We start from the raw sequence: 23020 nt of genomic DNA, 5'->3' as shown, positions 1-23020 counted from the left end.
CGCACTACGGCCCATCGAGTGTAGGCGAACCGGCGTGGCCGACCGGCAGCGCCCAGGGACCCGGCAGCGAAGCCTCCCGCTCGCCCACCGTCCCGGGTGCACCGGCCCCACGCTGGAGGCAGTCGGGGTGGCGGGATTTGAACCCACGGCCCCTCGCTCCCAAAGCGAGTGCGCTACCAAGCTGCGCCACACCCCGTGGCGACGAGCAGTCTATGCCTTCCATACGACAACCGGATGCCGGGGCGTCCCCCAACGCGCCGAACATGCAGCTTCCCCAGCGCGGGCGCGCCGCAGCTGCGGCGATGTTGCGGCTTCCGCCCGCTGGGTGGCAGCGGTTTCGCGGATGTTGCGGCATCCGTGGCGGCCGGATACCCCCAGCTCTCCGGAACGGCGGGATCGATGGTGCGGCGCGGTGGCGGGATACGGCCGCGCGCTCGCCGCGGGCATTGGGTAGGCTGTCGGGCGCGTCCGGTTTTCCGGGCGTACGCGGGCGTAGCTCAATGGCAGAGCTTCAGTCTTCCAAACTGACGGTGCGGGTTCGATTCCCGTCGCCCGCTCCACACCTTCCGGCCCAGGTCAACGGCGTGATCGCCGAGCCTGGGCCGTTCTCGTTTCCGCCCTGGATGATCTTGCATGCCATCGGCGTGCCATTCACGCGTCGAGGTCGGGGCGATCGCTGCCGCACAGCCGAGCTGCTTGCCCCCGGACCCTCACCTGCGAGGAGATGGTTGTCGCCTCATTCGCCTTCCACAGTGAGGTGCATGTCGCCCGGTAGCCACAAGGCCGTCTGGGCAGCCTTGAGGAGTTGGGCGACCCACAGCTCCACAACGGGGTCATCGAGCCGGTCAGCCACGAAACACAACTCGTCGATCAGCGTTTGAATCATGGGCCGGTTCAGCCGGACTGGATCGGAACCTCCGAGCAGCGGCAACAGGTGCAACTCGTAGCCCTTCGCCACGTGTGACAAGCGCCAGAACACTCGCTCGGGCACGCAGAGGGCGTTGGGCAGGTCATCGCGGTAGACCGCCACGATCGGATCATTGACGTATGTCGCGGGATCGACCCGATCGGCATAGTCGCTCACCATGGCATCGTCGCATCCCAAGATCGACGGCACGGGCTCGCCGTGCCAATGCCGGGCCAGGGACAACCCGCCGCCGGGCCGGCCGGTCGCTACCTAGCCTTGGAGTCGCTGCGCCCAGTACACCTGGCCGTCCTCACCCATGTAGACCAGGGCCAGCAGCAGGTCGGACATCGCCACCGGCGCGGTGGCCATCGGAAGCTCCGGATCCGGCTCCTCGACGTACGGAAAGAGCGCTACGAAGGTGAGCGGTGAGGCCTTCTCGTCTGCCACATGGAGTCTGTTGCCGTTGCTCCGATACTCGTCGTCCCCGAAGGTGGCATCACCCGCGCCGCGCAGCCAGGAGTAGCGTTCGGCAATCCGGTTCTCGATGCCCGCGCTCCCGATGCCGACGGCCGCCTGTGGCGCGGCCACGCCGAAAACCTCCGGCTTGTGGTTGGTCCGCTTGTCGATGAGGAAGATCGCGAAGTAGCCGCCGTCGAGCGGCTCGGGCGGGGTCTGCCAGGAGACCCGGCCGAGCACCAGTTGGTCGCGTCCGTAGGTGACCGGGGCATGCGCCGTCTCGCCGAGCGCAGTTTCAGCCTCGTCGTAGCTGACGAAACGGAGCGATGACGTGACGGCCAGCGCTTCCGGACCGTACGGCGGATGGTTGTGCCACCACCGCCAGCCGACCACGGAGACCGCCGCCAGGATGACGGCCGAGATGGTTGCCACCAACCGGGTCCTCCGCGACGTCATGCTCCAGAGTGAAGCACGCAGCACCAGCTCCCGGAGTAGCCGAACCGACAGTCGGAAGCTCGGCCCTGACCTACCGGGGCCGCTTGTCCTCGACGTGCACGACGTCGAGCTCATGGCCGTCCCGGTCCCGCTTGTGGCGCCCGTACAGACCGATGGCCAGGTCACTGCTGTCCGAGATCTCGTCGGGTCCCACGTAGGTCAGCACGTCGTCGTGGTGGCCGTAGACCACCCATCCGGGACCGGGATCCGGCAACACGACACAGGTGCCGTGGGCGAACACCACCCAGGACTTGCCGTCCCCTTCGATGATGCGACGCCAGGTTCCGGCCAGATCATGCTCCGACATGAGGGCGATCATTCCGGGGCCGGTGGATCGGCGCTACCCGCGACGTCGGCCCGCGGGTGTGCGCCGGTGGACCGTGTCCCGAGCCTCATCGGGCAGGGCCTCGGCGGCCAGCAGTTGCGGCAGCAGGTCCGGTTCGAGGGTCAGGGCACGGAAGGTGAGTTCGACTGTCACCTGATGGTCGGGCCGGTACACGATCTCGATCGGGTCGCCGCCGCGAAGCTCGCCGGGTTCGATCACCCGCAGGTACGCCCCGGGCACGGCGGCCTGGGTGAACCGCTTGATCCAGCCCTGCTGTTGCAGCCAGTGCTGGAACGTCGAGCAGGGAATCCGTGGGGCAGACACCTCCAGTACGACGTCCGGCCCGATCCGCCAGCGCTCCCCGATCAGGGCGGCGTTGACGTCGAGGCCGCTGGTGGTCAGGTTCTCCCCGAAGCCGCCGTTGTCGAGCGGGACGTCCAACTCGGCCGCCCAGCGGTCCAGGTCCTCCCGGGCGTAGGCGTACACGGCCTGGTCGGCGCCGCCGTGGTGCTTGACGTCGTAGACGCGGTCGCCCACCAGACCGACCTCGCCGGTGCCCTTCGGGCCGGGCACGACGACGGCGATCGGGCCGTCGACCGGCCGCTTGTCGATGCCGGTCAGTCCACCCTTGGCCGGGTTGGGTCGGGGCCGGCCCACGTTTACGGAAAGCACTCGCATCCGGCGAATATTAGGCCGACCCACACCAGGGCGGCGACTCAATTGGTCGTCGGCATACCGCAGCGGAGTCCGGGGTAAGGAGCGCCGTGACCTTCTCGATCGTGGCCCGGTGTCGGCGTACCGGCCAGCTCGGTGTGGCGGCCCTGACCGCCAAACCCGGCGTGGGCAAGCTGGTGGCGCACGTACGCCACGATGCCGGGGCGGTCGCCACCCAGGCGCTGCCCAACCCGTTCCTGGCCTACGACGGCCTGCCGATGCTGGCGCAGGGGCACTCGCCACGGGAGGTGATGACCGAGTTGCTGGCCCGCGATCCGGGTCGGGAGGTACGGCAGGCGGGGATGGTGGACCGCGCGGGGCGGGCGTACGCATTTACCGGTGACCGCACGCTCGACTGGTCGGGTCACCGTATCGGCGACGGCTACACCGTGCAGGGCAACCGGCTGGTCGGCCCGGAGCCGCTCGACGAGATCGTCCGGGGGTTCGCGGCCAGCCACGAGCAGGATCTGGCGGAGCGACTGCTGCGCACCATCGAGTTGGGCGAGGACGCTGGTGGTGACCGGCACGGGGCCCGGTCGGCGACCGTCACAGTGATCGGCCAGCAGCCGTATCCGCTGTGGGATCTGCGGGTCGACGACCACGATCACCCGGCGAAGGAGTTGCGCCGGCTGTACGACGTCTTCCACGAGGAGATGGTGTCGGCCATCCGGAAGCTACCCACCCGGGACGACCCGATGGGCGCCGCCGCTCGCGAGGTGCTCGGCGGCCAGGGCCGATGAACGGTGTCAGGCCGCCGGTTGCGGGTCCTGGTAGCCGGCGGCCTGGCGGCGGAACAGTCGGGCGTACGTGCCGTTCAGGTCGATCAGCTCCTGGTGGTCGCCGCGTTCGGTGATCGTGCCGTCGGCCAGTACGACGATCAGGTCGGCGTCGCGGACGGTGTTCATCCGGTGTGAGATCAGCAGGCTGGTCCGGCCGGCGCGGTGTGCGGCGAGTCGTCGGCTGATCTCGTACTCGGCCTCGGCGTCGAGGCCGGCGCTGGGTTCGTCGAGCACGAGCAGGTCGGCGTCCTCGCGCATCAGCGCCCGGGCCAGCGCGACCCGCTGCCACTGCCCGCCGGAGAGCACCACTCCCGTGGTCGGGTCGTCGCGGTCCTCGGCGTTCATGTAGACCCGGGTGAGCAGGGTGTCGTAGCCGCGGGGCAGCGCCGACAGGATGTCGTCGACGCCGGCCAGTTGGGCCGCCGCCCGGATCCGGGCCGGTTCGTCGAGGGCGGCCACCTCGCCGAGGCCGATGTTGTCGGCGGCACTGAGGTCGTACGCCATGAAGTCCTGGAACAGCACGCCGATCCGCGCCCGCAGCTCGGCCGGGGGCAGGTCACGCAGGTCGACGCCGTCCCAGCGGATGCTGCCGCGGGTCGGGTCGTAGAACCGGCACAGCAGTTTGACCAGGGAACTCTTGCCGACCCCGTTGCGCCCGACCAGGGCGACCGACGAGCCGGCGGGGATGTGCAGGCTCACCCCGCGCAGCACCCAGGGCAGGTCGTCGCCGTAGCGGAACCACACGTCGTCGAACTCGATGCCGTGCCGCAGTGGTGGCACCGCCGGTAGCGCGGTGGCGCGGGCAGGCAGGTCGGGTGGGGCCTCCACGACGAAGCGGTAGTGCCCGAACAGCAGCATCGCCTCGTGCAGCCGGCCGGCGTTGACGAAGGCGGTGCTCAGCCCGCCCTGCACGCCGGCGACGGCGGCCACGAAGACCGACACGTCGCCGATGGTGAGTGCGCCGGACCGGGCGGCGGAGACCGCCCAGACCAGACCGAGCCCGGCCACCACCGCGCCGAGCAGACCCTGCACGGACTGCACGAGCAGCTCGCGCCGGTCCATTCGGCGTTGGCCGGCCTGGATGCCGCGCAGTTCGGTGAGCATCCGGGCACCGAACAGCCCGCCCAGGCCGTACAGGCGGACCTCCTTCGCGGCGGTGACGCTTGTCATCAGCTGGGCGTAGAAGAACTCCCGCCGGGCGGCATGCCCGTACTCCCAGAGCAGCGCGGCGCGCTGCCGGCCCAGCCGCAGCTCCGCTCGCAGGGTGGGTACGGCGGCCACCGCCACCACCAGCACCATCCACGGGTTGATCGCGGCCAGGGTGGTGAGGAAGGCGAGCATAGTGATGAGCCCCTGTGCCGCGCCGAGGAAGCCGCTGACCACCTCCGGCGGCCCGGCGGGGCCGGTCTCCGCGGCGATGCTGAGCCGGTCGTGGAAGGCCGGATCCTCGAACCGGCGCAGCCCGAGCATCCGGGCGACGGCAGCGAACAACCGATGCCGGGCGGCCAGCCCGACCGACCGTTGCAGCTCCGCGTCGACGTAGCGGCCCAGTTCGGGCAGGAGCACGGCGGCGGCGCCCGCCCCGGCCAGCAGCAGCACCGGCCCGGTGAGCCGGTCGTCGCCGGCGGCCAGCCGGTCCAGTACGACCTTCATCAGCCAGGCGACGGCGATGGGCACCATGCCCCCCACCACGGTGAGCAGCACCCGGGCGATGAGCCAGCGGCGGGACGCGGCCCACGCCATCCGGGTCGCCTCGATCAGCGAGCCGCCTGCTTGTCTGATCACGGGGCGCTGGTGGCGGGCACCCGGTCGAGCACGAAGTGGCTGGCGATCACCGTGTCGTCGGAGAGCAGGCCGAAGGCGGGGTAGCCGTCCACTCCGAAGGCGCGGGCCACGGGACCGCGTTCGGGCTCGTTGACCACCCGGGCCACCGGCGTGAGCCGGTCGCAGAGTTGGGTGGCGGCCTCACCGGAGCCCAACACGACGGCCAGCGCCTGCTCCCGTCCACCGGGGATCGCCTCGGCCCGGGCGACGAAGCCGGGCAGGCTCTCCGCGCACGCCGGGCAGCTCGGCGAGAGGAACGCCACGAGGGTTTCACCCCGCAGCCCGGCCCGGGACACCGGCGTGCCGTCGACCGTGGTGGCGGTGAAGTCGCCGATCGTGGCACCGGCGGTCAGCATGATCGGCTCGGGGTTCTCCACCCCCTCGATGCTGACCTTCAGCAGGGTGGACTGCCGCCGCAGCTGCGCGAGCACGACAAGCAGGACTGTGGTGTTGACCAGACACAGCACCGTGACCACCAGCAGCAGGACGGTCATGAGCGTCATGTCACCTCCGGTCGGGTCAGCGGTGAGGGTGGGCGGCGACGGTGGCCGGACGCCGCCGAAGGCCAGCGCCGCCCCGCCGAGAGCGACCGCCGTCAGCAGCAGGTTGCGGATGACGTGGGCGGGGCCGGGTGGGCGTTCGGTGACCCCGAAGCAGCGGCAGGGCTCGCGGACACCCCGGCGCACCATCCCGGCCACCGCCACGGTGAAGGCGCCGAACAGGCCGGTGGCCAGCGCGAAGGCAGTGGGCGCGAGGGCCGGAACGGCGACGGCGGCCAGCAGCGCCGCGGCGGTCAGCGCCTCGGCCGCCAGCACCGCCACGGCGAGCGCGCCCGCCCGTGCCGCCGGCACCCCGACGGTACGGGGCAGCGAGGCGCGGAAGGTCGCGAAGGCGGCCCGGTTGCGCACCTTGCCGACCAGCGCCCAGCCGAACGTGCCGCCCAGGGCCAACTGGGCGGCAAGCAGCAGCGCCCCGGTCATCTCAGTAGCCGACCTGGGTGACCTCGCCCCGCCGGAAGGGGCCGCCGGCCAGCAGCAGGTCGGCGATGGTCTCGTCCATCGGCAGACCCAGGTCGTGCTGCAGCCACATGAACTGGCCGCCCGGGTTCACCTCCAGGAAGACGTACTCCCCGTCGGGGGTGACGATGAAGTCGATGGCCGCGTAGACGAGGCCGAGGTGGTCGAGCAGGCGTTGGGTCTTCGCCACCACCTCGTCGGGCAGCGGCTTGTACGGCCCGTACGGCAGGTGGTTCTCGCCCCGCCAGTCCACCGAGGTGGTGGGCAGCGCCTGCGAGTCGATGACCACCGGGAACCAGGTGTTCCCGACGACGGTCAGCCGGACTTCGTACGCCTTCTCGATGTATTCCTGGAACATGCAGATCGTGTGCTGGACCCGGTCGGCGTTGGCCAGCACCTCCTCGCCCACGACGGTGGTGTAGAGGCCGCTCGGGAAAGCGCCCGGGTAGTGGATGACCCCACCGGTGAGTGCCTTGTAGACGACGGGCTTGTCGGTGGCCCCGACCAGGGCGCGTACCTCGTCGGGGTCGTTGGTGAGCAGGGTGCGGGGCACCCGCATGCCGACCTGCTTGGCCAACTGGAGTTGGTAGGGCTTGAGTTCGGCGACGGCGTCGACGTCGGGGCGGTTGACCCACAGGCAGTCGGTGCTGCGCAGGATGCCGCCGATGCCGTGCAGCGCCTCGTTGCGGGCGAACTGCTGCTCGGCCTCGCTCATCTGTTCGTGGAAGCGGAAGGCTGTGGGGCGGCGGTACCACACCCCGGAGAGCCGATCGAGATCGACCTCCCGCCCGCGGTGCAGCAGCCGCCGCCGCTCGCCATCGAAATCCGAGGTGGTGAACGTCAGCGTCTGCGGGAAGTAGCTCAGGTCGACGCGGACGATGTCGGCGCCCCGCGCGGTGAGGGTCCGCACGACGGGGTCGACCGTGGGATCGAAGTCCTGGGTGAAGATCAGGATCCCGCGATCAGATGGCGAGGTGGTCATGCGTCGTCCTTACGCGCAGGCGTCGTCGGTCACGCAGTCTCCGCAGTTGGAGCCGGAGGTGCGGGTCTTGGTGTAGACACCGGCGGTGATGGCGCCGTCCGGGGTGACCCAGACCTGCTGGTCTTCGTCGTAGTAGCCGAGCTCGGTCTCGGTCTCCGCCGGAGTGCCCGGCTCCCAGTTGGCGAAGAGGTAGCCGAAGGGCTGGCGGTCGTGGTCGGCGGGCAGCGGCTGGCTGAAGTCGTGCCCACTGGTCATCGACAGCGAGGTGCGCAGGGGGTTGCGCGTCAGGGTGGCCGTCACGTCTGGTCTCCTTCTTTTCCGACTCTTTCGGCTGGCGGGTTGTCAGCCGACGACAGCGGCTCGGTAAGGCCGATAATCCCGGGCACCTCAGCGGAAAATGACCAGGTCTGGTCACCCGCGTCGTAGTGCCCGGCGTCAAGGATGAGATCGGATTCCAATTCGTCGTGGTCGGCGCGGTCGTAGAGGTATCCCAGTGGTGCAAGGTGGTGCCCGCGACGACGTTCACGCAGCTCGACATCGACGGCCCGTACGACGAGACGGGTGCCGTCGAGCTCGGGACGGTCCAGCCGGAGGACGGTGACCGGGACGCTCGCGCCCCCCGGGAATCCGTCGCCCGTGACCTGTGCCCCGTTACTCACAGAGCCATCCTATAGACGCATTCACATTTAGGAAGACCTGTGTACATGGAAATTTCACGAGCCAGGGAAGCTTGAGGTTGCAATATTCCACCCGCCGGTCGGTCACTTTCCCCTTACCGGAAAATGTGTCCGCGCACCCAAAATACGGTGACGATCATAAATTTGCCACCAATCCGGACAGATGCCGTCATGTCCGTAGTGTGGCGGGTCGCGCACGTACCGTACCCGACTCGGGGGATGAACCGGCTCCGTCCGGGTATGCAGCGGCCGTCCTGGTGGAGTGACGACCTTCCGGTCGCGATGCCCGCGACCGGTGCCGTCGGGCGGGTCGGCATGACGCGCCGACCCGCCCGACGACGCGACCTCAGGTGGTCAGCCAGTTCCAGGCGTCCATGACCCACTGGGTCTGTTGCAGGTAGGCGATGCCCAGTCCGGTCAGGAAGAGCGCGGTGACCAGGTGGGCGCCACGGGCGCTGCGCCGTACCCGACCCAACTGCCGTTCCAGCACCAACCGGCCCAGCAGCCGGGTCAGCGCGAAGAGCCCGGCCGCCACCAGCAGGCTCAGCACGAAGACCAGGAACGGTCCGGCGAGATCACCGCCGCCGGAGATCGCCCAGATTCCCCAGCACACGAAAGCGAACAGGGCGCCCGCAGCGCTCCACTCGCCACCCTTGCGCAACTGCGCCATGTGCCAGCTCAACGGCCGGCGCGGCGCGGGCTCGCCCGGCCAGCCGGTGCCCGTCGGCACCTGATCCACCGCCGTGAACGGCTCGGTACGCGCCGCGCTGGCCCCCACCGAGGCCACGCCACGCCGGTACGGGTCACGCTGCGGCGGAATGCCGGCGCCGGGCTGCGGTGGCGGCACCTCCACGGTCCGTTCCGCCCACGGCTGCGTCTGGTCGGCCATGTCGTTTCCTCCCCCTCGGCTGGCGATGAACTTGATCACCGCCGGGCCCTGCTTCGAGGGTAGCCAGCCGGCAAATAGGTCGCCGCACCCGCACCTATCCGATACACACGAGCGGTGACCAGCACTTCCTTGCCGATCAGCAGCGCCCGCGCCGAAGACTTCGACGAGATGGGCCGTTTCCTCAACTTCCTGTTCCACCACGGCCTCGAACCCGAAGCCCACGAGACCGAGCGTGTGATCTTCGAACCGCAACGTGCCCTGCTGGTACGGGACGGTCCCGAACTGGTCGGCACCACTGCCGCGTTCACCCGGGCGTTGGGGGTGCCCGGCGGTGAGGTGCCGGCCGCACACGTCAGCATGGTCGGGGTGGCGCCCACCCATCGGCGGCGTGGTCTGCTCACCGCGCTGATGCGTCGACAACTACGCGAGGTCCACGAGGCCCGCCGGGAACCGGTCGCGGTGCTCTGGGCCAGCGAGGGACGGATCTACCCGCGCTTCGGCTACGGGTTGGCGGCACAGCGCCTGCAGCTCACCGGCGACACCAACGAGCTGCGGCTACCGCCGCCGACTGCCGACGAGGGCCGGCTACGCCTGGACCGTCCGGCCGATCGCCTGGCCGACCTCTCCCGGGTGTACGACACCGTACGCGCGGCCCGGCCGGGCTGGTCCGCCCGCGACGAGCGGTGGTGGCGCTATGTCCTGCTCGACCCGGAGGCCCACCGGGGAGGTGCCACCGAACGACGGGTGGTGCTGCACGAAGGACCTGACGGCGTCGACGGGTACGGACTGTTCCGCACCAAGTCCGACTGGGACGGCACCGGCCCGAAGTGCCAGACCAGCGTCGACGAGGTGGTGGCGACGAGTGTCGCCGGGTACCGGGCGATCTGGCGGATGCTGCTCTCGATCGACCTGACCCGCCAGGTGACCTTCCTCCGGGCCGCCGTGGACGAGCCCCTGCTGCGGCTGGTCGACGAACCACGCCGACTCAACCCGCGGCTGGTCGACGCCCTGTGGGTACGCGTGGTGGACGTGCCGGCCGCGATGGCCGCCCGCCGCTACGCCACCGACGTCGACGTGGTCATCGAGGTGACCGACGACCTGCTGCCGGAGAACAGCGGCCGGTGGCGGCTACAGGGGGGCCCGAAGACGGCCAGCTGCGTACCGGCGAATGGTCCGGCCGATTTGGCCTGCGACATCAGCTGCCTGGGCGAACTCTTCCTCGGGGGTGGCACCCTGACCGCCCTGGCCGACGCCGGCCGGGTACGCGAGCTGCAGCCCGGTGCGCTGGCCGTCGCCGACCCCGCGTTCATCTGGCACCGCGCCCCCTCGGCCCTGGAAGTCTTCTGACCCCTGCACGGAAGTCACACCGACCGCCGGTCGGGAGCCGAGCCGGTTCCTGACCGGCGGCACAGTGCTGCGTCCGACCCCACGTCACACCGCTGACAGCGCCTACTGCCGTGCCCGTGTGTGCTTTCAGTGTCAAATATCGGGGGTGGAGAAGGCCCCGAGACCGTGATCGACAACCGTCAGCCCAGGTAGGGTCGGGGGGTGGCGGACGAGGCACGACGGCGACGACGACACCGGCACCAGGGCGGAGCACAGGGGACCGCTGATTCCAGCGCCGCAGCGACCACAGCAGGGGTGCACGACAACACGGAGCCGCCTCGCGGACGACGCGGCGGGGCCGAGGAGAACGAGCGTGGGCTACGCGGGCTGGTCGGCTCGGGCTCGTCACAGGTGAGCGTGACAGCGGCCATGCGGGCCAGAGACGCCGCCCGGCCCACCGACGAGGACCTCGCCGCAGCCGAAGCCGACATCGTCATCGTGCGGCGGAACTGGACCCCCCGCGACGAACTCCCCCGCCGCTGACGCCGGCCGACGTGCTGGCCGACCAACCCCACCTGGCGTGGCACCTGGCACCTGGCGGTTCCAGATCGTGCTCGATCCGGGATCCAGTGGTGTCCCGACGACGGGGAGACCACTCGATCCCGGATCGAGGCGCGGTGCTGGCGCGGCCCCGAGCGGATCCCGACGGATGGGGTTGCCCAGGGCAGGTGCGGAGGGGTCAGGGCAGGTCGGGCAGTTTGCGGGTCTGCTCGTAGTCGGCGACCTGCGCGATCCGGCGGGCGTGCCGCTCGCTGCCGGAGAAGGCGGTGGTCAGGAACGCCTCGACGATGGCGGTCGCCTCGTCGAGGGTGTGCTGACGGGCACCGACCGCGACCACGTTGGCGTCGTTGTGCTGCCGGCCGAGCTGGGCCGTCTCGACGCTCCAGGCCAGCGCCGCACGGACCCCGGCGACCTTGTTGGCGGCGATCTGCTCGCCGTTGCCGGAGCCACCGATGACCACACCCAGGCTGCCCGGGTCGGCCACCACACGGGTGCCGGCGTGCAGGCAGAAGGCCGGGTAGTCGTCGTCCGGGTCGAAGACGTGCGGGCCGACGTCGACCACCTCGTACCCCTGCTTGGCGAGGTGGTTGGCCAGGTGCACCTTCAACTCGAAACCGGCGTGATCGGATCCCAGGTAGACGCGCATACCGGGCAGTCTGTCAGGCCCGTCGGACCGGGCACCGCCGGGGCGGGGCCGGGCGCGACGGACGCCACCTTCCGCGGGGTCGGCAGCATCACGTCACACCCGGCCCACCCGGCATCCGCACCGACCGGGATCGGCGTCCCGACCGGGTGGCGCGGGGTCTTACGCGGGGTCCGGCAACTCGGCGACCACCAGGCCGCCGCGCGCCTTCGGGGTGAACCAGGTGCTCTTGCGCGGCATCTTCTCCCGAGCCAGGTTGACCGCGACGAAGTCGTCCACGGTCACCGGCGCGATGAGGATGGCCAGCTCGGCCCGGCCGGCCTCGACCTCACCGGTCAGCCAGCTCGCCGGGTAGTCGCCACCGACATAGGTGATCCGCTTGTCGCCCGGGTCCAGGCCGAGGGCCTCACGCAGCAGCAGCCGCTCGACCAGGGCGTGGTCGAGGTTCTCCAACCGGTTCGCGCCGGTGTGCGGCAGCGTCACGTCGTACGCCTGGCCGGGAAGCTGGAGCACGACGCTGCCGCCGGTCGCCGGGACCTGCACCGGGCCGTCGGTGGCGGTGATCTGCGCGCCGGCGGCGCGCAGCCGGTCGAGCAGTTCGTCCGGGGTGGTCGGCAGCTCGCTGACCAGACGGTTGTACGGCTGGATGGCCACCGAGGCGGGCGTGGTGACCACCGCGAGGAAGCGGCGGAACCCGCCGGTCTGGGCGGCGAGGCTGCGGTGGTTGCCGTCGGCGACGACCAGTTCGCCACCGCCGGCGAGCGCGGTCAGCTCGTCCTGCTCCGGGCCCGGCCCGAGCAGCCAGATGGCGTGCGTACGCCCGGTTTGGTCGGTGTCGGTGGCGGCGGGGGCGCCGGCCGCGTCGGTGGCCCTGGCGAGCGCGGCGTGCAGTTCGTCACCGCGCCCGGTCTGCAGCAGCAGTACGGGCGAGAGCAGGTGACCCAGCGCCTCGGCCAGGGCGACCCGCTCGCGCACCTTGGCGATGAAGACGTCCTCGTTGCGGATGACCAGGCCGGGCTCGTCGGCCCGGGTGGAGATCTGATCGGTGTCGACCATGGCGAAGATGCCGTACGCGGGCTCCTCGCCGGGTGCGGTGATCCGGTACAGCACCACCACCTGCTCGGCGGGGGTGTAGCTGCCGTCGGCCTTCGCCTCGGCGAGCCGGGTCACGGCGTCCGGCAGGGCGTCGCCGAAGGTCTTGCCGAGGCTCTCCGGAGCCCGGTGCGGCATCTCGATGCCGAGGGCGCTGTGCGGATTCGCCTCGATGATCGCGGTGATCTCCGCGTCGTCGGCGAACTCGTCATAGTTCTGCGCTCCGGTGCCGCCAGTGGTGATCCAAGCCCGGGTGATCGGGTGCACGACCGTCATGACCCATGACGCTACCGTCGCCACTTCCCGCTCCGTCGCCGGACCCACACCCCGCCCACCAGGTGAAAGGAAGGGCCCCGGCTTAACGCCTCAGGTAGAGCAAGGTGCCCTTGTTAACACTCCGACTCGCCCGCACGACGATGCCGGCCGGCGGGGGCCGGCAGCACCGCCGGCCGCCGCACCGGCCGCGGGCCCTGGTTGCGGACCTCCCGGCCGGGCGGCGTCAATCGTGAAGTGGCGGGAACGCGGGCGACGCCCACCACCGGGGTGCGGCCCAGCGGCCCCGCCGCGTTGAGCGGGTGCTCCTGCTGCAGTACCGGCCGGCCGTCGGGACTGTGTGGAGGTGGGCTCGGCCACATCAAGCCGCGCTCCTGCCCCAGCCCCGACCAGCCCTCAGTGCGGTCCTGCCGAGGTGCCGACCGGTCCTCAGCACGCTCCTGCCGGGGCGCCGGCCAGCTCTCGGCGACATCCTGCCGGGGCACCGGCCAGCGCAGGTTCGCCGTGGGAGAGGGCGCGGCGCTGCCGATCCCCTCCCTACGGCTCCGACGGTCATCGACCGGGGCACGGTGTTTGGCCATCTGACGCCTCCACGAGCGGCGGCCGACGGGCACAGTACGGCCCGCCAGCACTCTGCGGACACCCGGTCAAACGAGTCCGCGAAGGCAGCGGTGACGCCGCACCCGGCACGCGAGGCGACTTCGGAGGCGACGTAGGTGTGGTGTTAACAAGGGGCCCGGGCTATGCACGAGGCGTTAATAAGGTGCCCTTCCTTACACCTCAGTCGAAGGTGGGTCCGAGATCGCGGCTGCGCTTGAGTTCGAAGAAGCCGGGGGTGCTGGCGACCAGCAGCACACCGTCCCAGAGCCGACCGGCGGCCTCGCCCTTCGGTGCCGGGGTGACCACCGGGCCGAAGAAGGCCACCTGCTGTCCGTCCAGGCCCGGCGCGTGGATGACCGGGGTGCCGACCTCCAGGCCGACCGGGCGCATGCCCTCCTCGTGGCTCTCCCGCAGGGCCGTGTCCAGCCGGCTGTCCTCGGCGGCGGCGGCGAGCTGCGGGTCCAGGCCGGCATCGGTGAGGGCGGCGGCGAACAACTCCGGGCCGAGGCGTTCCTTGCTCAGATGGATGCGGGTGCCCAGGGCGGTGTAGAGGGCGCCGAGCACGGCAGGCCCGTACCGCTGCTGCGCGGCGATGCAGACCCGGACCGGCCCCCAACCGGTACGCATCGACTCCTGGTACTGCTCGGGCAGCTCGCGGCCCTCGTTGAGCACCGACAGGCTCATCACGTGGAAACGGACCTCGATGTCGCGGACCTGCTCCACCTCCAGCAGCCAGCGGGAAGTGATCCACGCCCAGGGGCAGATCGGATCGAACCACATGTCGACGCTGCTGCGCTCGTTCATGGTGAGGTCCCTTCGCATCGATGGCACCGTGCCTGCGGTGCACCCTCCGATCCTTACTCCACGCCCGCCCGACAGGGCTGGAAACGGCTGCGTGACCTCGCCCACCACCGGGTGCCCGCGCATGGAAGACTCGGCATCGGACGGGCCGTCACGGGCGGTCCACGACGATGTGGCCGTGGCGTACGGCGAGAACGGGATGGAGACGAACGTGCCGGGAGTGCGCAACCTGACGCAGGTCGAGGCGACCGAGCGGGCTCGCCTGCTCGACGTGACGGGGTACGACATCAATCTGGACCTGTCCAGCGCCGTCCACGCGGCGGGGGGTCGTACCTTCCGGTCGATCACAGAGGTGCACTTCCGCTGCACCGAACCGGGTGCCAGCACCTTCATCGAGGTGGCGGCGGACTCGGTGCGTTCGGCGACGCTGAACGGCACGTCGATCGACCTGGCCGGCTTCTCCGCCGAGAAGGGACTGACGCTTACCGGGCTGGCCGGCGAGAACGTCCTGGTCGTCGACGCGGACTTCGCGTACTCGAACTCGGGGCAGGGGCTGCACCGCAGCGTCGACCCGGTGGACGGGGAGACCTATCTCTACAGCCAGTTCGAGACGGCCGACGCCCAGCGGGTCTTCGCCTGCTTCGACCAGCCGGATCTCAAGAGCGTCTACACCTGGCACGCCACCGTCCCGGAGCACTGGAAGGTGATCTCCAACGCACCGGTGGAGCGCGTCGAGCCGGCCGGCGACGACCTCAAGACCGTCCATTTCGCCACCTCGGCGCGGATGAGCACCTACATCACCGCGCTGTGCGCCGGGCCGTACCACGAGGTGCGGGACAGCCACGACGGCATCGACCTGGGCCTGTTCTGCCGGACCTCGATGGCGCAGTACCTGGACAGCGACGACCTGTTCCTGATCACCAAGCAGGGCTTCGACTTCTTCCACGAGCAGTTCGGCGTGCGCTACCCGCTGCCGAAGTACGACCAGTTGTGGGTGCCGGACTTCAACGCCGGCGCGATGGAGAACTTCGGCTGTGTCACGCACGCCGAGTCGCACTACCTGTTCCGCTCGCAGGTCACCGACTTCGAGTACGAGCAGCGGGCCAACACGATCCTGCATGAGATGGCCCACATGTGGTTCGGTGACCTGGTCACCATGCGCTGGTGGAACGACCTGTGGCTCAACGAGTCCTTTGCCGAGTGGGCCAGCCACTGGTGCAACACGCACGCCACCCGGTTCACCGAGGCGTGGACGACGTTCCTGTCGATCCGCAAGAACTGGGGCTACCGGCAGGACCAGCTCTCCTCCACCCACCCGGTCTACTGTGAGATGCCCGACCTGGAGGCGGTCGAGGTCAACTTCGACGGCATCACGTACGCCAAGGGCGCCAGCGTGCTCAAGCAGCTGGTCGCGTACGTGGGCCTGGAGTCCTTCCTGGCCGGTCTGCGGGCCTACTTCGCCAAGTACGCCTGGGGTAACGCCACCTTCGACGACCTGCTCTCCGAACTGGAGGTCGCCTCCGGCCGCAAACTGCGCACCTTCGCCAGCCAGTGGCTGGAGACGGCGCAGGTGAACACCCTGCGGCCCGAGTTGACCATCGGTCCGGACGGCACGTACCAGCAGGTGCTGGTGCGGCAGGAGGCGTCGGAGGGGTACCCGACCCTGCGTACCCACCGCATCGGCGTCGGGCTCTACGACCTCACCGAGGGCCGGTTGGTCCGCCGGGAGCGTCTGGAGGTCGACATCGACGGCGAGCTGACCGAGCTGCCCCAGCTCGTCGGCGTGCCCGCGGCCGACGTGCTGCTGCTCAACGACGACGACCTCACCTACACCAAGCTGCGGTTGGACGAGCGGTCGATGGCCACGGTGGTGCAGCACATCGCCGGCTTCGACTCGTCACTGGCGCGGGCGCTGTGTTGGACGGCGGCGTGGGACATGACCCGCGACGCCGAACTGGCCACCCGCGACTACATCTCGCTGGTGCTGGCCGGGCTGCCCGCCGAGACGGACATCAACCTGGTCACCGCCACCCTGCGTCAGGCGAGCAGCGCCCTGACCTTCTACGCCGACCCGGCCTGGGCGCCCACCGGCTGGGCCGAGCTGGCCCGTACCGCGCGGACCGCCGTCGCCTCGGCCGAGCCGGGCAGCGGGTTCCAGCTGGCGTGGGCGCGGGCGTACGTCTCGGCTGCCCGCGACCCGGAGGACCTGGCCGTGCTGCGCGGTTGGCTGGACGGCACGCAGGTGACGGAAGGGCTGACCATCGACACCGAGCTGCGGTGGAGCGTGCTGCAGGCGTTGGTGGCCAACGGGGTGGCCGGCGCGCCGGAGATCGACGCCGAGCTGGCCCGGGACCGGACCTCCAGCGGTGAGCGGGAGGCCACGTACGCGCACGCGCTGGTGCCGACCGAGAAGAACAAGGCTGCCGTCTGGGCCCAGCTGACCGGTGCCGAGGCGCTGCCGAACTGGCGCAACCGGGCGCTGCTGCAGGGCTTCAGCCACCCGGCGCAGGTCGAACTGATCACGCCGTACCGGCCGCGGTACTTCGAGGTCGTGGGACAGGTCTGGGCCAACCGGGACAGCGAACCGGCGCAGGAGTTCGCGATGCTGGCCTACCCGGCGTACCTGGTCGAGGAGGACACCGTCGAGGCGACCGACGCCTGGCTGGCGCAGCCGGGCAGCCCGGCACCGCTGCGCCGGCTGGTGGCCGAGGGCCGCGACGGGGTGGTCCGGGCCGTGGCGGCGCGGGCGCGGGACGCGCGCAGCGCCTGAGACGGACGACGGCGGTGCCGGCGTGGGTCACTCCCGCGCCGGCACCGGCCGCCGTAGCCGGCCAGCCAGTCAGCTAGTCAGCCAGTCAGCTAGTCAGCCGGCCGGCCAGCGACAGGAAAGAGCCCGGCCCGCGCGCACGTCGCGGGGCCGGGCTCTTTACGTATCGGAAGCGGTCAGCCCTTGCCGGCGTAGCGGGAGAGCTGGTCGAGGCCCTGGATGATGCCGCCGGCCAGGTCGCCACCGCCGAACGAGGCCACCATCGACAGCGCAGCGATCTTGGCGTACGTGTCGGGGACCCGCTTGCGGGCGTACCGGCCGGTGACGATCTCCAGCTGCCGCTGGTTGGGCGAGACGGCGATCAGCACCGAGCGGTCCGGGTTGGCCAGCTGCCGGTGCAGCCGCTCGGCGTGCTCCCGGATCGGCTCGTCGAGACCGCCGACGAAGACCGAGAAGACAAGTCCGGTCGTCCGGTCGGCCAGCCGCAGCGCCTCGTCGATGCGCAGCAGCTGGCGGGTCGAGAACGGCCCGTCGAGCACGTCGGGCCGGGGCTCCGTCCCGGTCTCGGGCTGCATCTCACCAACGGTCACTTGCGCCTCCGGTTCCACCGGCCGGCGTCTCGACGCCGGCCTGCTCCTGCTTGCGGCTGGTCAACGCCGGTGCCTGTGCACCGGCGGCCAGCACCGCGCCGGCCGAGTCGGCCAGCTCGCCCGGCTCACCGAGGAACCAGACCGGCGTGAAGTTGAACGGACGGCCCGGCCGGTAGCGCTTCGCGCCGCCACCGCCGTCTCGGCTGCTGCCCGCGTACACGAGGCCGGCGATCACCAGCACGACGGCTGCCGGGATGCCGACGAAGACCAGCAACGTGTCGGTTACAGACAATCCCAACGCCCCCAGGCGGAAAGAGAGACCTTCGACCGGATCGGGTGACGGATCACCGCGGTGACCTCCCGACTCCGCTGCCACTCACGTTAGCGGAGTCGACGCCCCGCCAGACCACGGGGTGGCGATCCCAACCGCCACAGGAGCGCTCAAGCTGCGCAGCTGTGGCGATCAGTGTCGCGTCGGCCCCGTACCGTCCGGTGAGGAGCACCCCCACCGGCAGCCCTTCGGCGGTCGTTCCGACCGGCAACGAGACGGACGGATCACCCGTGACGTTGAACACCGCACAGTACGGCGAGAAGCGGCGTTGCCGGTCGAAGTCCTCCTCCGGGGTGCGCCCCTGGGTGAACCAGCCGACCGGAGCCTGCGGCGCGGACAACGTCGGGCAGAGCAGCAGGTCACAGCCGGCGGTGCGGCGGACACCGGCGCGTACCTGCGTTTGCAGCTCGCCCAGGGTGGTGGTCAGGGTGCCGGCGGAGACGTCGGCACCTCGGGACCGCATGAAACGGGTCAACGGCAGCAGCAGGTGCTCCCCTTCGGGCGGCACCGGGGTGAGCGCCAAGACGTACCAGAGGGTCTCGAACAGCGGCCAGACCTCCGGCCCGAGCGGCGGTGGCACCTCGACCACCTCGTGGCCGGCGGCGGTGAGCAGCGCGGCGGCCCGGTCCACCGCGGCGACGCAGTCCGGGTGCACGGGCTCGTCGACGAGCATCGCGGCGGTGAACCGGCCGACCCGCAGCCGACCCGGCGCGGCGGCCCGGGCCGCACCCAGGTAGCCCCCGGCCGGCGAGGGCGGCGGCAGGTACGGCTCGCCCGGCACCGCAGCGGCCATCACGTCGAGCAACGCGGCCACGTCGGCGACCGTACGCCCGATCGGCCCGTTGCTCGGCAGGCCGTAGGCGCCGAAGCCGAGCGGACCGCTGGAGACCAGGCCACGGCTGGGTTTGTAGCCGATCAGGCCGCACAGGGACGCCGGGATGCGCAGCGAGCCACCACCGTCGGAACCCTGCGCCACCGGCACCAGGCCCGCGGCCACCGCCGCCGCCGCGCCTCCGCTGGACCCACCCGCGGTGTACGACAGGTCCCACGGGTTACGGGCCGGCGGGGCCACCAACCCCTCCGAGTAGAGCGAGCAGCCCAGCTCGGAGGTGGTGGTCTTGCCGAGGATGACCAGTCCGGCCGCCTTGATGAACCGCACCACGTCGGCGTCGACCGGCGGGACGAAGTCGGCGAAGGCGGCCGAGCCGAAGGTGGTGCGTACCCCGGCGGTCAACGTCAGGTCCTTGATCGCGGTCGGTACGCCGTGCAACGGCCCGCGTTCACCGGGTGGTGTCGCGTCGGCGGCGCGGGCGGCCTCGCGGGCCTGGCCGGCGGTGACCGTGACGAACGCGCCGACGGTGTCGCCGAGCGCGTCGACGCGGCGCAGGTGGTGCTCGACCACCTCCAGGCTGGACAACTCACCACGGACGATCGCCTCGGCCTGCTCCAACGCGGTCAGGTCGTGCGGCTCGGCCATAGAGCCATCCTGCCCTGCCCGTCAGCACGATGCGGTCGGCACGCGCCGATCAAGATGACCGATTTCAGCCACTTCGAGCAGGACCGCTGCGGGTCAGGAGCGGGCGCCCCGGTCAGCCGTACAGGAAGCGTCGGGCATTGCCGCCCAGCAACCGTGCGCGCTGGTCCTCGGTGAGGAAGTCGGCGTCGTGGATCACCTGGCCGACCGGCCGCTCCCCCAGCGGGTACGGGTAGTCGCTGCCGAGCAGCACCTGGTCGACGCCCATGGTGTCGACCAGCAGGCGCAGCGCCGGTGGCGCGAAGACCACCGAGTCGACGAAGAAGCGGTCGACGTACGAGCTGGGCGGGGCGGCGGAGGCACCGCGTACCAGGTCGCCTCGGCGGTGCCAGGCGTTGTCGGCCCGTCCCAGCCAGAACGGGAAGCTGCCGCCGCCATGGGCGAAGCAGATCCGCAGGCCGGGCGGCACCTTGTCGAAGACCCCGCCGAGGATCATCGACAGCACCGACAGGTGGGTCTCGGCCGGCATGCCGGTCAGCCAGCGGGCCATCCACCGGTCGAGCCGAGGGCCGCCGGGCATGTCCCACGGGTGGACGAAGACCGGGGCGCCGACCTGGGCGCAGTGGGTCAGGAACGTCACGATCCCGGCGTCGTCCAGGTCCCGGTCACCCACGTGGTTGCCGATCTCCACGCCGACGTGGCCGGCCGCCAGGCAGCGGTCCAACTCGGCGCAGGCCGCGTCCGGGTCCTGCAACGGCACCTGGCAGAACGGCAGCAGCCGGTCGCCACCGGCCGCAGTGACCTCCAGGGTCAGGTCGTTGAAGATGCGGGCCACCTTCACCGCCTGGTCGGCCGGGCGTTCGTAGCCGAAGAAGACCGGGGTGGGCGAGACGACCTGCACGTCGACCCCGTCGGCGGTCATGTCGGCCAGTCGGGTCGGCGCGTCCCAGCACTGCGCGCCGATCGGGCGGAACTCGGTCTCCCCCACCATGATCATGGCGGCGCGTTCCGAGTCGATGCGCAGCCAGGGCCAGCCGGACCCGCCGCAGGCCGCGGCGAGGTCCGGCCACCCCTTCGGTACGACGTGCGAGTGCACGTCCACCACCGGGTGAGTCAGCGGCTGGGCCATCAGCCCTTGCCCGGGTGCAGGGTGCCGCAGTTGTCGCAGGTGCGGGCCGTCTCGTCGGCGTAGAACGCGCCGAACACCGGAGGCAGGTCGGCGGCGATGTCGCGCACCTGCAACTCGACCTCGTGCACCTTGTGCCCGCACTCGGGGCAGTACCACTGGAACTTCTCCAGCGTGCCCTCCGGACGGACCCGCTCCACCACCACGCCGATCGAGCCGGGCTCCGGGCGCTGCGGCGAGTGCGGGACGTTGCGCGGCAGCATCCACATCTGACCCTCGCGCACGTGCACCGTACGCGGCCCCTCCGGGGTCATCAGGTTGATGTGCATGTTGCCCTTGACCTGGTAGAAGAACTCCTCGTACGGGTCGACGTGGAAGTCGGTGCGCTGGTTGGGGCCACCCACCACCATCACGATGAAGTCGTCGGACCCGGGGAACATCTCCTTGTTGCCCACCGGCGGCTTGAGCAGGTGCTGGTTCTCGGCGATCCAGCCCGGAAAGCTGAACGGCTCGGCGATCTCACTCACGACTGACCTCCCTGGGGCAGCACGGCCACGGCTTGCATCTCGATCAGCAGGTGCGGATGCGGCAACTGGTGCACGGCCACGGTCGTCCGGGTCGGCCCGGTGGCGTCGAAGAACTCCGCCCACACCTCGTTGTACCCGCCGAAATCGTTCATGTTGACCAGGTACGACGTCACCTGCACCAGGTCGGACAGGTCGGCGCCGACCGAACGCAGCAGGTCACCGATGTTCTCGATCACCGCGCGGGTCTGCACCCGGATGTCCAGGTCCGTCGTACCGAACTCGTCGACCGACACTCCGGCGAAGCTGTTGTCCGGCCGCCGTGACGACGTACCCGACACGAAGACGAACCCGTTCGCCACCTTGACGTGCGGGAACGCACCACGGGGAACAGCCTTCCCGGCGACGACCCGCGCCCCTTCCGCGCTCATGACGCGGCCTTCAGGCTGGCGGTGCCGAGCTTCTCGACGACTGCCCGGACCTGAGCGCCGGGCCGCAGCGGGACGGCGGCCGTGGCCGCGCCGGCCAGGAACACCCAGCCCTCACGCAGCCGCACCCCGTGCCGCCCCGCCAGGCGGACGCCCTCGTCGAGGGCCCGGCGCGGGTCGCCGAGGATCGCCGCGGTCGAGCCGACCTGCGCCACCCGGCCGTCGATCTCCAGCAGCACACCGAGATTGTCCAGCCCGTCCGGCACCGGCGACCAGGGGCCGACCACGAAGGCGGCGGCCGAGGTGTTGTCGGCGATCACGTCCGGCAGGGAGAAGGTGAAGTTCGCGTACCGGGAGTCGATCAGCTCGATCGCCGGGGCGACCGCGCGGACGGCGTCGGTGAACGCGCCGAGCGGCTCGCCGGGCTCGGGCATGCGGTCCAGCAGGAACGCCACCTCCGGCTCGACCCGGGGGTGGATGTAGGTCGACACGTCGACGCTGCCCCCGTCGGGCACCCACATCGCGTCGGTGAGTCGCCCCCAGATCACCTCGTCGACGCCGACCTGGGCCATCTTCGCCTTGCTGGTCAGCCCCATCTTCAGGCCGACCAGCCGCTCGCCCCGGTCGAGGCGACGCTGCACCAGGGCGGTCTGCACCCCGTACGCGGCGTCGACGTCGAGGCCGGCCTCGGCGGCCAGCTGCGGGATCGCGGTGGCGGTGGTGGCGGCCTTGTCCAACTGCTCGGCGATGCCGGCCGGGTCCAGCCCGCTCATGCTTGCTCCTCGGTTCGCGCTTGCGTGACCGCCGGTTCCCCGGCGTCGTCGCGGGCCGGGTCACCGGCACCGTCGCGGGCCAGGTCCAGCGCCACGTCAACGATCATGTCCTCCTGGCCGCCGACCATCCGCCGCCGCCCCAGCTCGACCAGGATCGAGCGGACGTCGACGCCGTACCGGGCGGAGGCACGTTCGGCGTGTCGCAGGAAGCTGGAGTAGACCCCCGCGTACCCGAGGGAGAGGGTTTCGCGGTCGACCTGGACCGGCCGGTCCTGCAACGGGCGGACGATGTCGTCGGCGGCGTCCATCAACGCGAACACGTCACAGCCGTGCTTCCAGCCGTGCAGTTCGGCCACCGCGACGAAGACCTCCAGCGGCGCGTTGCCGGCCCCGGCACCCATCCCGGCCAGCGAGGCGTCCACCCGGACGGTACGCCCGGACGGTGACCCGAGCGGCCCGTCGCCGACGATCCGGCCGTGCTCCACGGCGACCACGCTGTTGGCCACGCCGAGCGAGAGGTTGTGGTGGGCGTGGATGCCGATCTGGGTGCTCGGATCGAGGACCTGCCGGTACGCGTCGACCCGCTGCGCCACATCGGACATCAGCAGCCGACCACCGGAGTCGGTGACGTAGACGCAGTGCGCCCC

The 23020-nt window shown here is 70.9% G+C and carries 25 protein-coding genes and 2 tRNA genes; 5 read left to right on the top strand and 22 right to left on the bottom strand.

Annotation, left to right across the window (positions count from 1 at the left end):
* Nucleotides 1–122: 122 nt before the first annotated feature.
* Nucleotides 123–196: transfer RNA gene (locus Vgi01_RS28365), tRNA-Pro, on the bottom strand.
* A 290-nt stretch (nt 197–486) separates the two neighbouring features.
* On the opposite strand from Vgi01_RS28365, the gene Vgi01_RS28360 reads away from it, so the two are divergent.
* A tRNA-Gly gene (locus Vgi01_RS28360) sits at nt 487–560 on the top strand.
* A 176-nt stretch (nt 561–736) separates the two neighbouring features.
* Here the strand turns inward: Vgi01_RS28360 and Vgi01_RS28355 are convergent.
* The 4 genes from Vgi01_RS28355 to Vgi01_RS28340 form a co-directional block, all read right to left on the bottom strand.
* Nucleotides 737–1084, bottom strand: a complete 348-nt coding sequence (locus tag Vgi01_RS28355) for a hypothetical protein (protein WP_146017643.1) — start codon at nt 1082–1084, stop codon at nt 737–739.
* 93 nt (nt 1085–1177) lie between these two features.
* Nucleotides 1178–1819, bottom strand: a complete 642-nt coding sequence (locus Vgi01_RS28350; RefSeq protein ID WP_239089204.1) for a hypothetical protein — start codon at nt 1817–1819, stop codon at nt 1178–1180.
* 70 nt (nt 1820–1889) lie between these two features.
* The gene (locus Vgi01_RS28345) at nt 1890–2165 is read right to left on the bottom strand and encodes a hypothetical protein (RefSeq protein ID WP_204293100.1); all 276 of its coding nucleotides are present in this window, start codon (nt 2163–2165) and stop codon (nt 1890–1892) included.
* Between the two features lie 33 nt (nt 2166–2198).
* Nucleotides 2199–2861 (bottom strand): MOSC domain-containing protein, encoded by a 663-nt coding sequence (locus Vgi01_RS28340; protein ID WP_204293099.1) that lies wholly within the window; start codon nt 2859–2861, stop codon nt 2199–2201.
* An 86-nt stretch (nt 2862–2947) separates the two neighbouring features.
* On the opposite strand from Vgi01_RS28340, the gene Vgi01_RS28335 reads away from it, so the two are divergent.
* Nucleotides 2948–3637 carry a DUF1028 domain-containing protein gene (locus tag Vgi01_RS28335; RefSeq protein ID WP_204293098.1) on the top strand — a complete coding sequence of 230 codons (690 nt, stop codon included), beginning with the start codon at nt 2948–2950 and terminating at the stop codon, nt 3635–3637.
* A 6-nt stretch (nt 3638–3643) separates the two neighbouring features.
* On the opposite strand, the gene Vgi01_RS28330 is transcribed toward Vgi01_RS28335, so the two are convergent.
* The 6 genes from Vgi01_RS28330 to Vgi01_RS28305 all read right to left on the bottom strand — a co-directional run bounded on the left by Vgi01_RS28330 (nt 3644) and on the right by Vgi01_RS28305 (nt 9064).
* Complete coding sequence (locus Vgi01_RS28330) at nt 3644–5461, bottom strand: ABC transporter ATP-binding protein (protein WP_204293097.1); 1818 nt, start codon at nt 5459–5461, stop codon at nt 3644–3646.
* Nucleotides 5458–6480, bottom strand: coding sequence for a TlpA family protein disulfide reductase (locus Vgi01_RS28325; RefSeq protein WP_204293096.1), 1023 nt, complete (start codon nt 6478–6480; stop codon nt 5458–5460). The genes Vgi01_RS28330 and Vgi01_RS28325 overlap by 4 nt, the downstream gene beginning before the upstream one ends.
* Nucleotide 6481: 1 nt before the next feature.
* Entirely contained in the window at nt 6482–7498 is a 1017-nt protein-coding gene (locus Vgi01_RS28320; protein WP_102660832.1) for an MvdC/MvdD family ATP grasp protein, read from the bottom strand.
* Nucleotides 7499–7507: 9 nt separating this feature from the next.
* Nucleotides 7508–7798, bottom strand: a complete 291-nt coding sequence (locus Vgi01_RS28315) for a hypothetical protein (protein WP_233197089.1) — start codon at nt 7796–7798, stop codon at nt 7508–7510.
* Nucleotides 7795–8157 carry a hypothetical protein gene (locus Vgi01_RS28310; RefSeq protein ID WP_013735453.1) on the bottom strand — a complete coding sequence of 121 codons (363 nt, stop codon included), beginning with the start codon at nt 8155–8157 and terminating at the stop codon, nt 7795–7797. Before Vgi01_RS28310 ends, Vgi01_RS28315 begins: the two co-directional genes overlap by 4 nt.
* A gap of 364 nt (nt 8158–8521) precedes the next feature.
* Nucleotides 8522–9064 carry a hypothetical protein gene (locus tag Vgi01_RS28305; RefSeq protein WP_102660834.1) on the bottom strand — a complete coding sequence of 181 codons (543 nt, stop codon included), beginning with the start codon at nt 9062–9064 and terminating at the stop codon, nt 8522–8524.
* Between the two features lie 114 nt (nt 9065–9178).
* Between Vgi01_RS28305 and Vgi01_RS28300 the strand changes: the two genes are divergently transcribed.
* Nucleotides 9179–10411, top strand: coding sequence for a GNAT family N-acetyltransferase (locus Vgi01_RS28300; RefSeq protein ID WP_204293095.1), 1233 nt, complete (start codon nt 9179–9181; stop codon nt 10409–10411).
* Nucleotides 10412–10612: 201 nt separating this feature from the next.
* Nucleotides 10613–10933, top strand: a complete 321-nt coding sequence (locus tag Vgi01_RS28295) for a hypothetical protein (RefSeq protein ID WP_102660836.1) — start codon at nt 10613–10615, stop codon at nt 10931–10933.
* 196 nt (nt 10934–11129) lie between these two features.
* Here the strand turns inward: Vgi01_RS28295 and Vgi01_RS28290 are convergent, their stop codons facing one another.
* From Vgi01_RS28290 to Vgi01_RS28280, 3 genes are all read right to left on the bottom strand, one after another.
* Entirely contained in the window at nt 11130–11597 is a 468-nt protein-coding gene (locus tag Vgi01_RS28290) for a ribose-5-phosphate isomerase (protein ID WP_102660837.1), read from the bottom strand.
* Nucleotides 11598–11756: 159 nt separating this feature from the next.
* Nucleotides 11757–12962, bottom strand: a complete 1206-nt coding sequence (locus Vgi01_RS28285; protein ID WP_204293094.1) for a DUF1015 family protein — start codon at nt 12960–12962, stop codon at nt 11757–11759.
* Between the two features lie 777 nt (nt 12963–13739).
* Nucleotides 13740–14363: a mycothiol-dependent nitroreductase Rv2466c family protein gene (locus Vgi01_RS28280; RefSeq protein ID WP_204293093.1), complete on the bottom strand. Its 624-nt coding sequence runs from the start codon at nt 14361–14363 to the stop codon at nt 13740–13742.
* 217 nt (nt 14364–14580) lie between these two features.
* Between Vgi01_RS28280 and pepN the strand changes: the two genes are divergently transcribed.
* Nucleotides 14581–17130, top strand: a complete 2550-nt coding sequence (gene pepN / locus Vgi01_RS28275; protein WP_204293102.1) for an aminopeptidase N — start codon at nt 14581–14583, stop codon at nt 17128–17130.
* A gap of 173 nt (nt 17131–17303) precedes the next feature.
* On the opposite strand, the gene Vgi01_RS28270 is transcribed toward pepN, so the two are convergent.
* From Vgi01_RS28270 to Vgi01_RS28235, 8 genes are all read right to left on the bottom strand, one after another.
* On the bottom strand, nt 17304–17717 hold the full coding sequence (locus Vgi01_RS28270) for a DUF5130 family protein (RefSeq protein ID WP_013735462.1): 414 nt from the start codon (nt 17715–17717) through the stop codon (nt 17304–17306).
* A complete protein-coding gene (gene ctaJ / locus Vgi01_RS28265; RefSeq protein ID WP_438803755.1) occupies nt 17704–18015 on the bottom strand; it encodes an aa3-type cytochrome oxidase subunit CtaJ in 312 nt (103 codons plus the stop codon). Before ctaJ ends, Vgi01_RS28270 begins: the two co-directional genes overlap by 14 nt.
* Before the next feature lie 46 nt (nt 18016–18061).
* Nucleotides 18062–19525 carry an amidase gene (locus Vgi01_RS28260; RefSeq protein WP_204293092.1) on the bottom strand — a complete coding sequence of 488 codons (1464 nt, stop codon included), beginning with the start codon at nt 19523–19525 and terminating at the stop codon, nt 18062–18064.
* A gap of 112 nt (nt 19526–19637) precedes the next feature.
* The gene (locus Vgi01_RS28255) at nt 19638–20639 is read right to left on the bottom strand and encodes an amidohydrolase family protein (protein ID WP_204293101.1); all 1002 of its coding nucleotides are present in this window, start codon (nt 20637–20639) and stop codon (nt 19638–19640) included.
* Between the two features lie 11 nt (nt 20640–20650).
* On the bottom strand, nt 20651–21175 hold the full coding sequence (locus Vgi01_RS28250) for a 3-hydroxyanthranilate 3,4-dioxygenase (protein ID WP_102660843.1): 525 nt from the start codon (nt 21173–21175) through the stop codon (nt 20651–20653).
* On the bottom strand, nt 21172–21603 hold the full coding sequence (locus Vgi01_RS28245) for a RidA family protein (protein WP_102660844.1): 432 nt from the start codon (nt 21601–21603) through the stop codon (nt 21172–21174). The genes Vgi01_RS28250 and Vgi01_RS28245 overlap by 4 nt, the downstream gene beginning before the upstream one ends.
* Nucleotides 21600–22373, bottom strand: coding sequence for a 2-keto-4-pentenoate hydratase (locus tag Vgi01_RS28240; RefSeq protein ID WP_204293091.1), 774 nt, complete (start codon nt 22371–22373; stop codon nt 21600–21602). The genes Vgi01_RS28245 and Vgi01_RS28240 overlap by 4 nt, the downstream gene beginning before the upstream one ends.
* Nucleotides 22370–23020, bottom strand: a 651-nt coding sequence (locus Vgi01_RS28235; RefSeq protein ID WP_505844382.1) for a 4-hydroxy-2-oxovalerate aldolase family protein, incomplete at its 5' end; no start/stop codon positions are given. The genes Vgi01_RS28235 and Vgi01_RS28240, both read right to left, overlap by 4 nt.

Source organism: Micromonospora gifhornensis (assembly GCF_016863515.1).
Lineage (GTDB): Bacteria > Actinomycetota > Actinomycetes > Mycobacteriales > Micromonosporaceae > Micromonospora > Micromonospora gifhornensis.
This window is presented reverse-complemented; position numbering and strand designations above follow the sequence as displayed.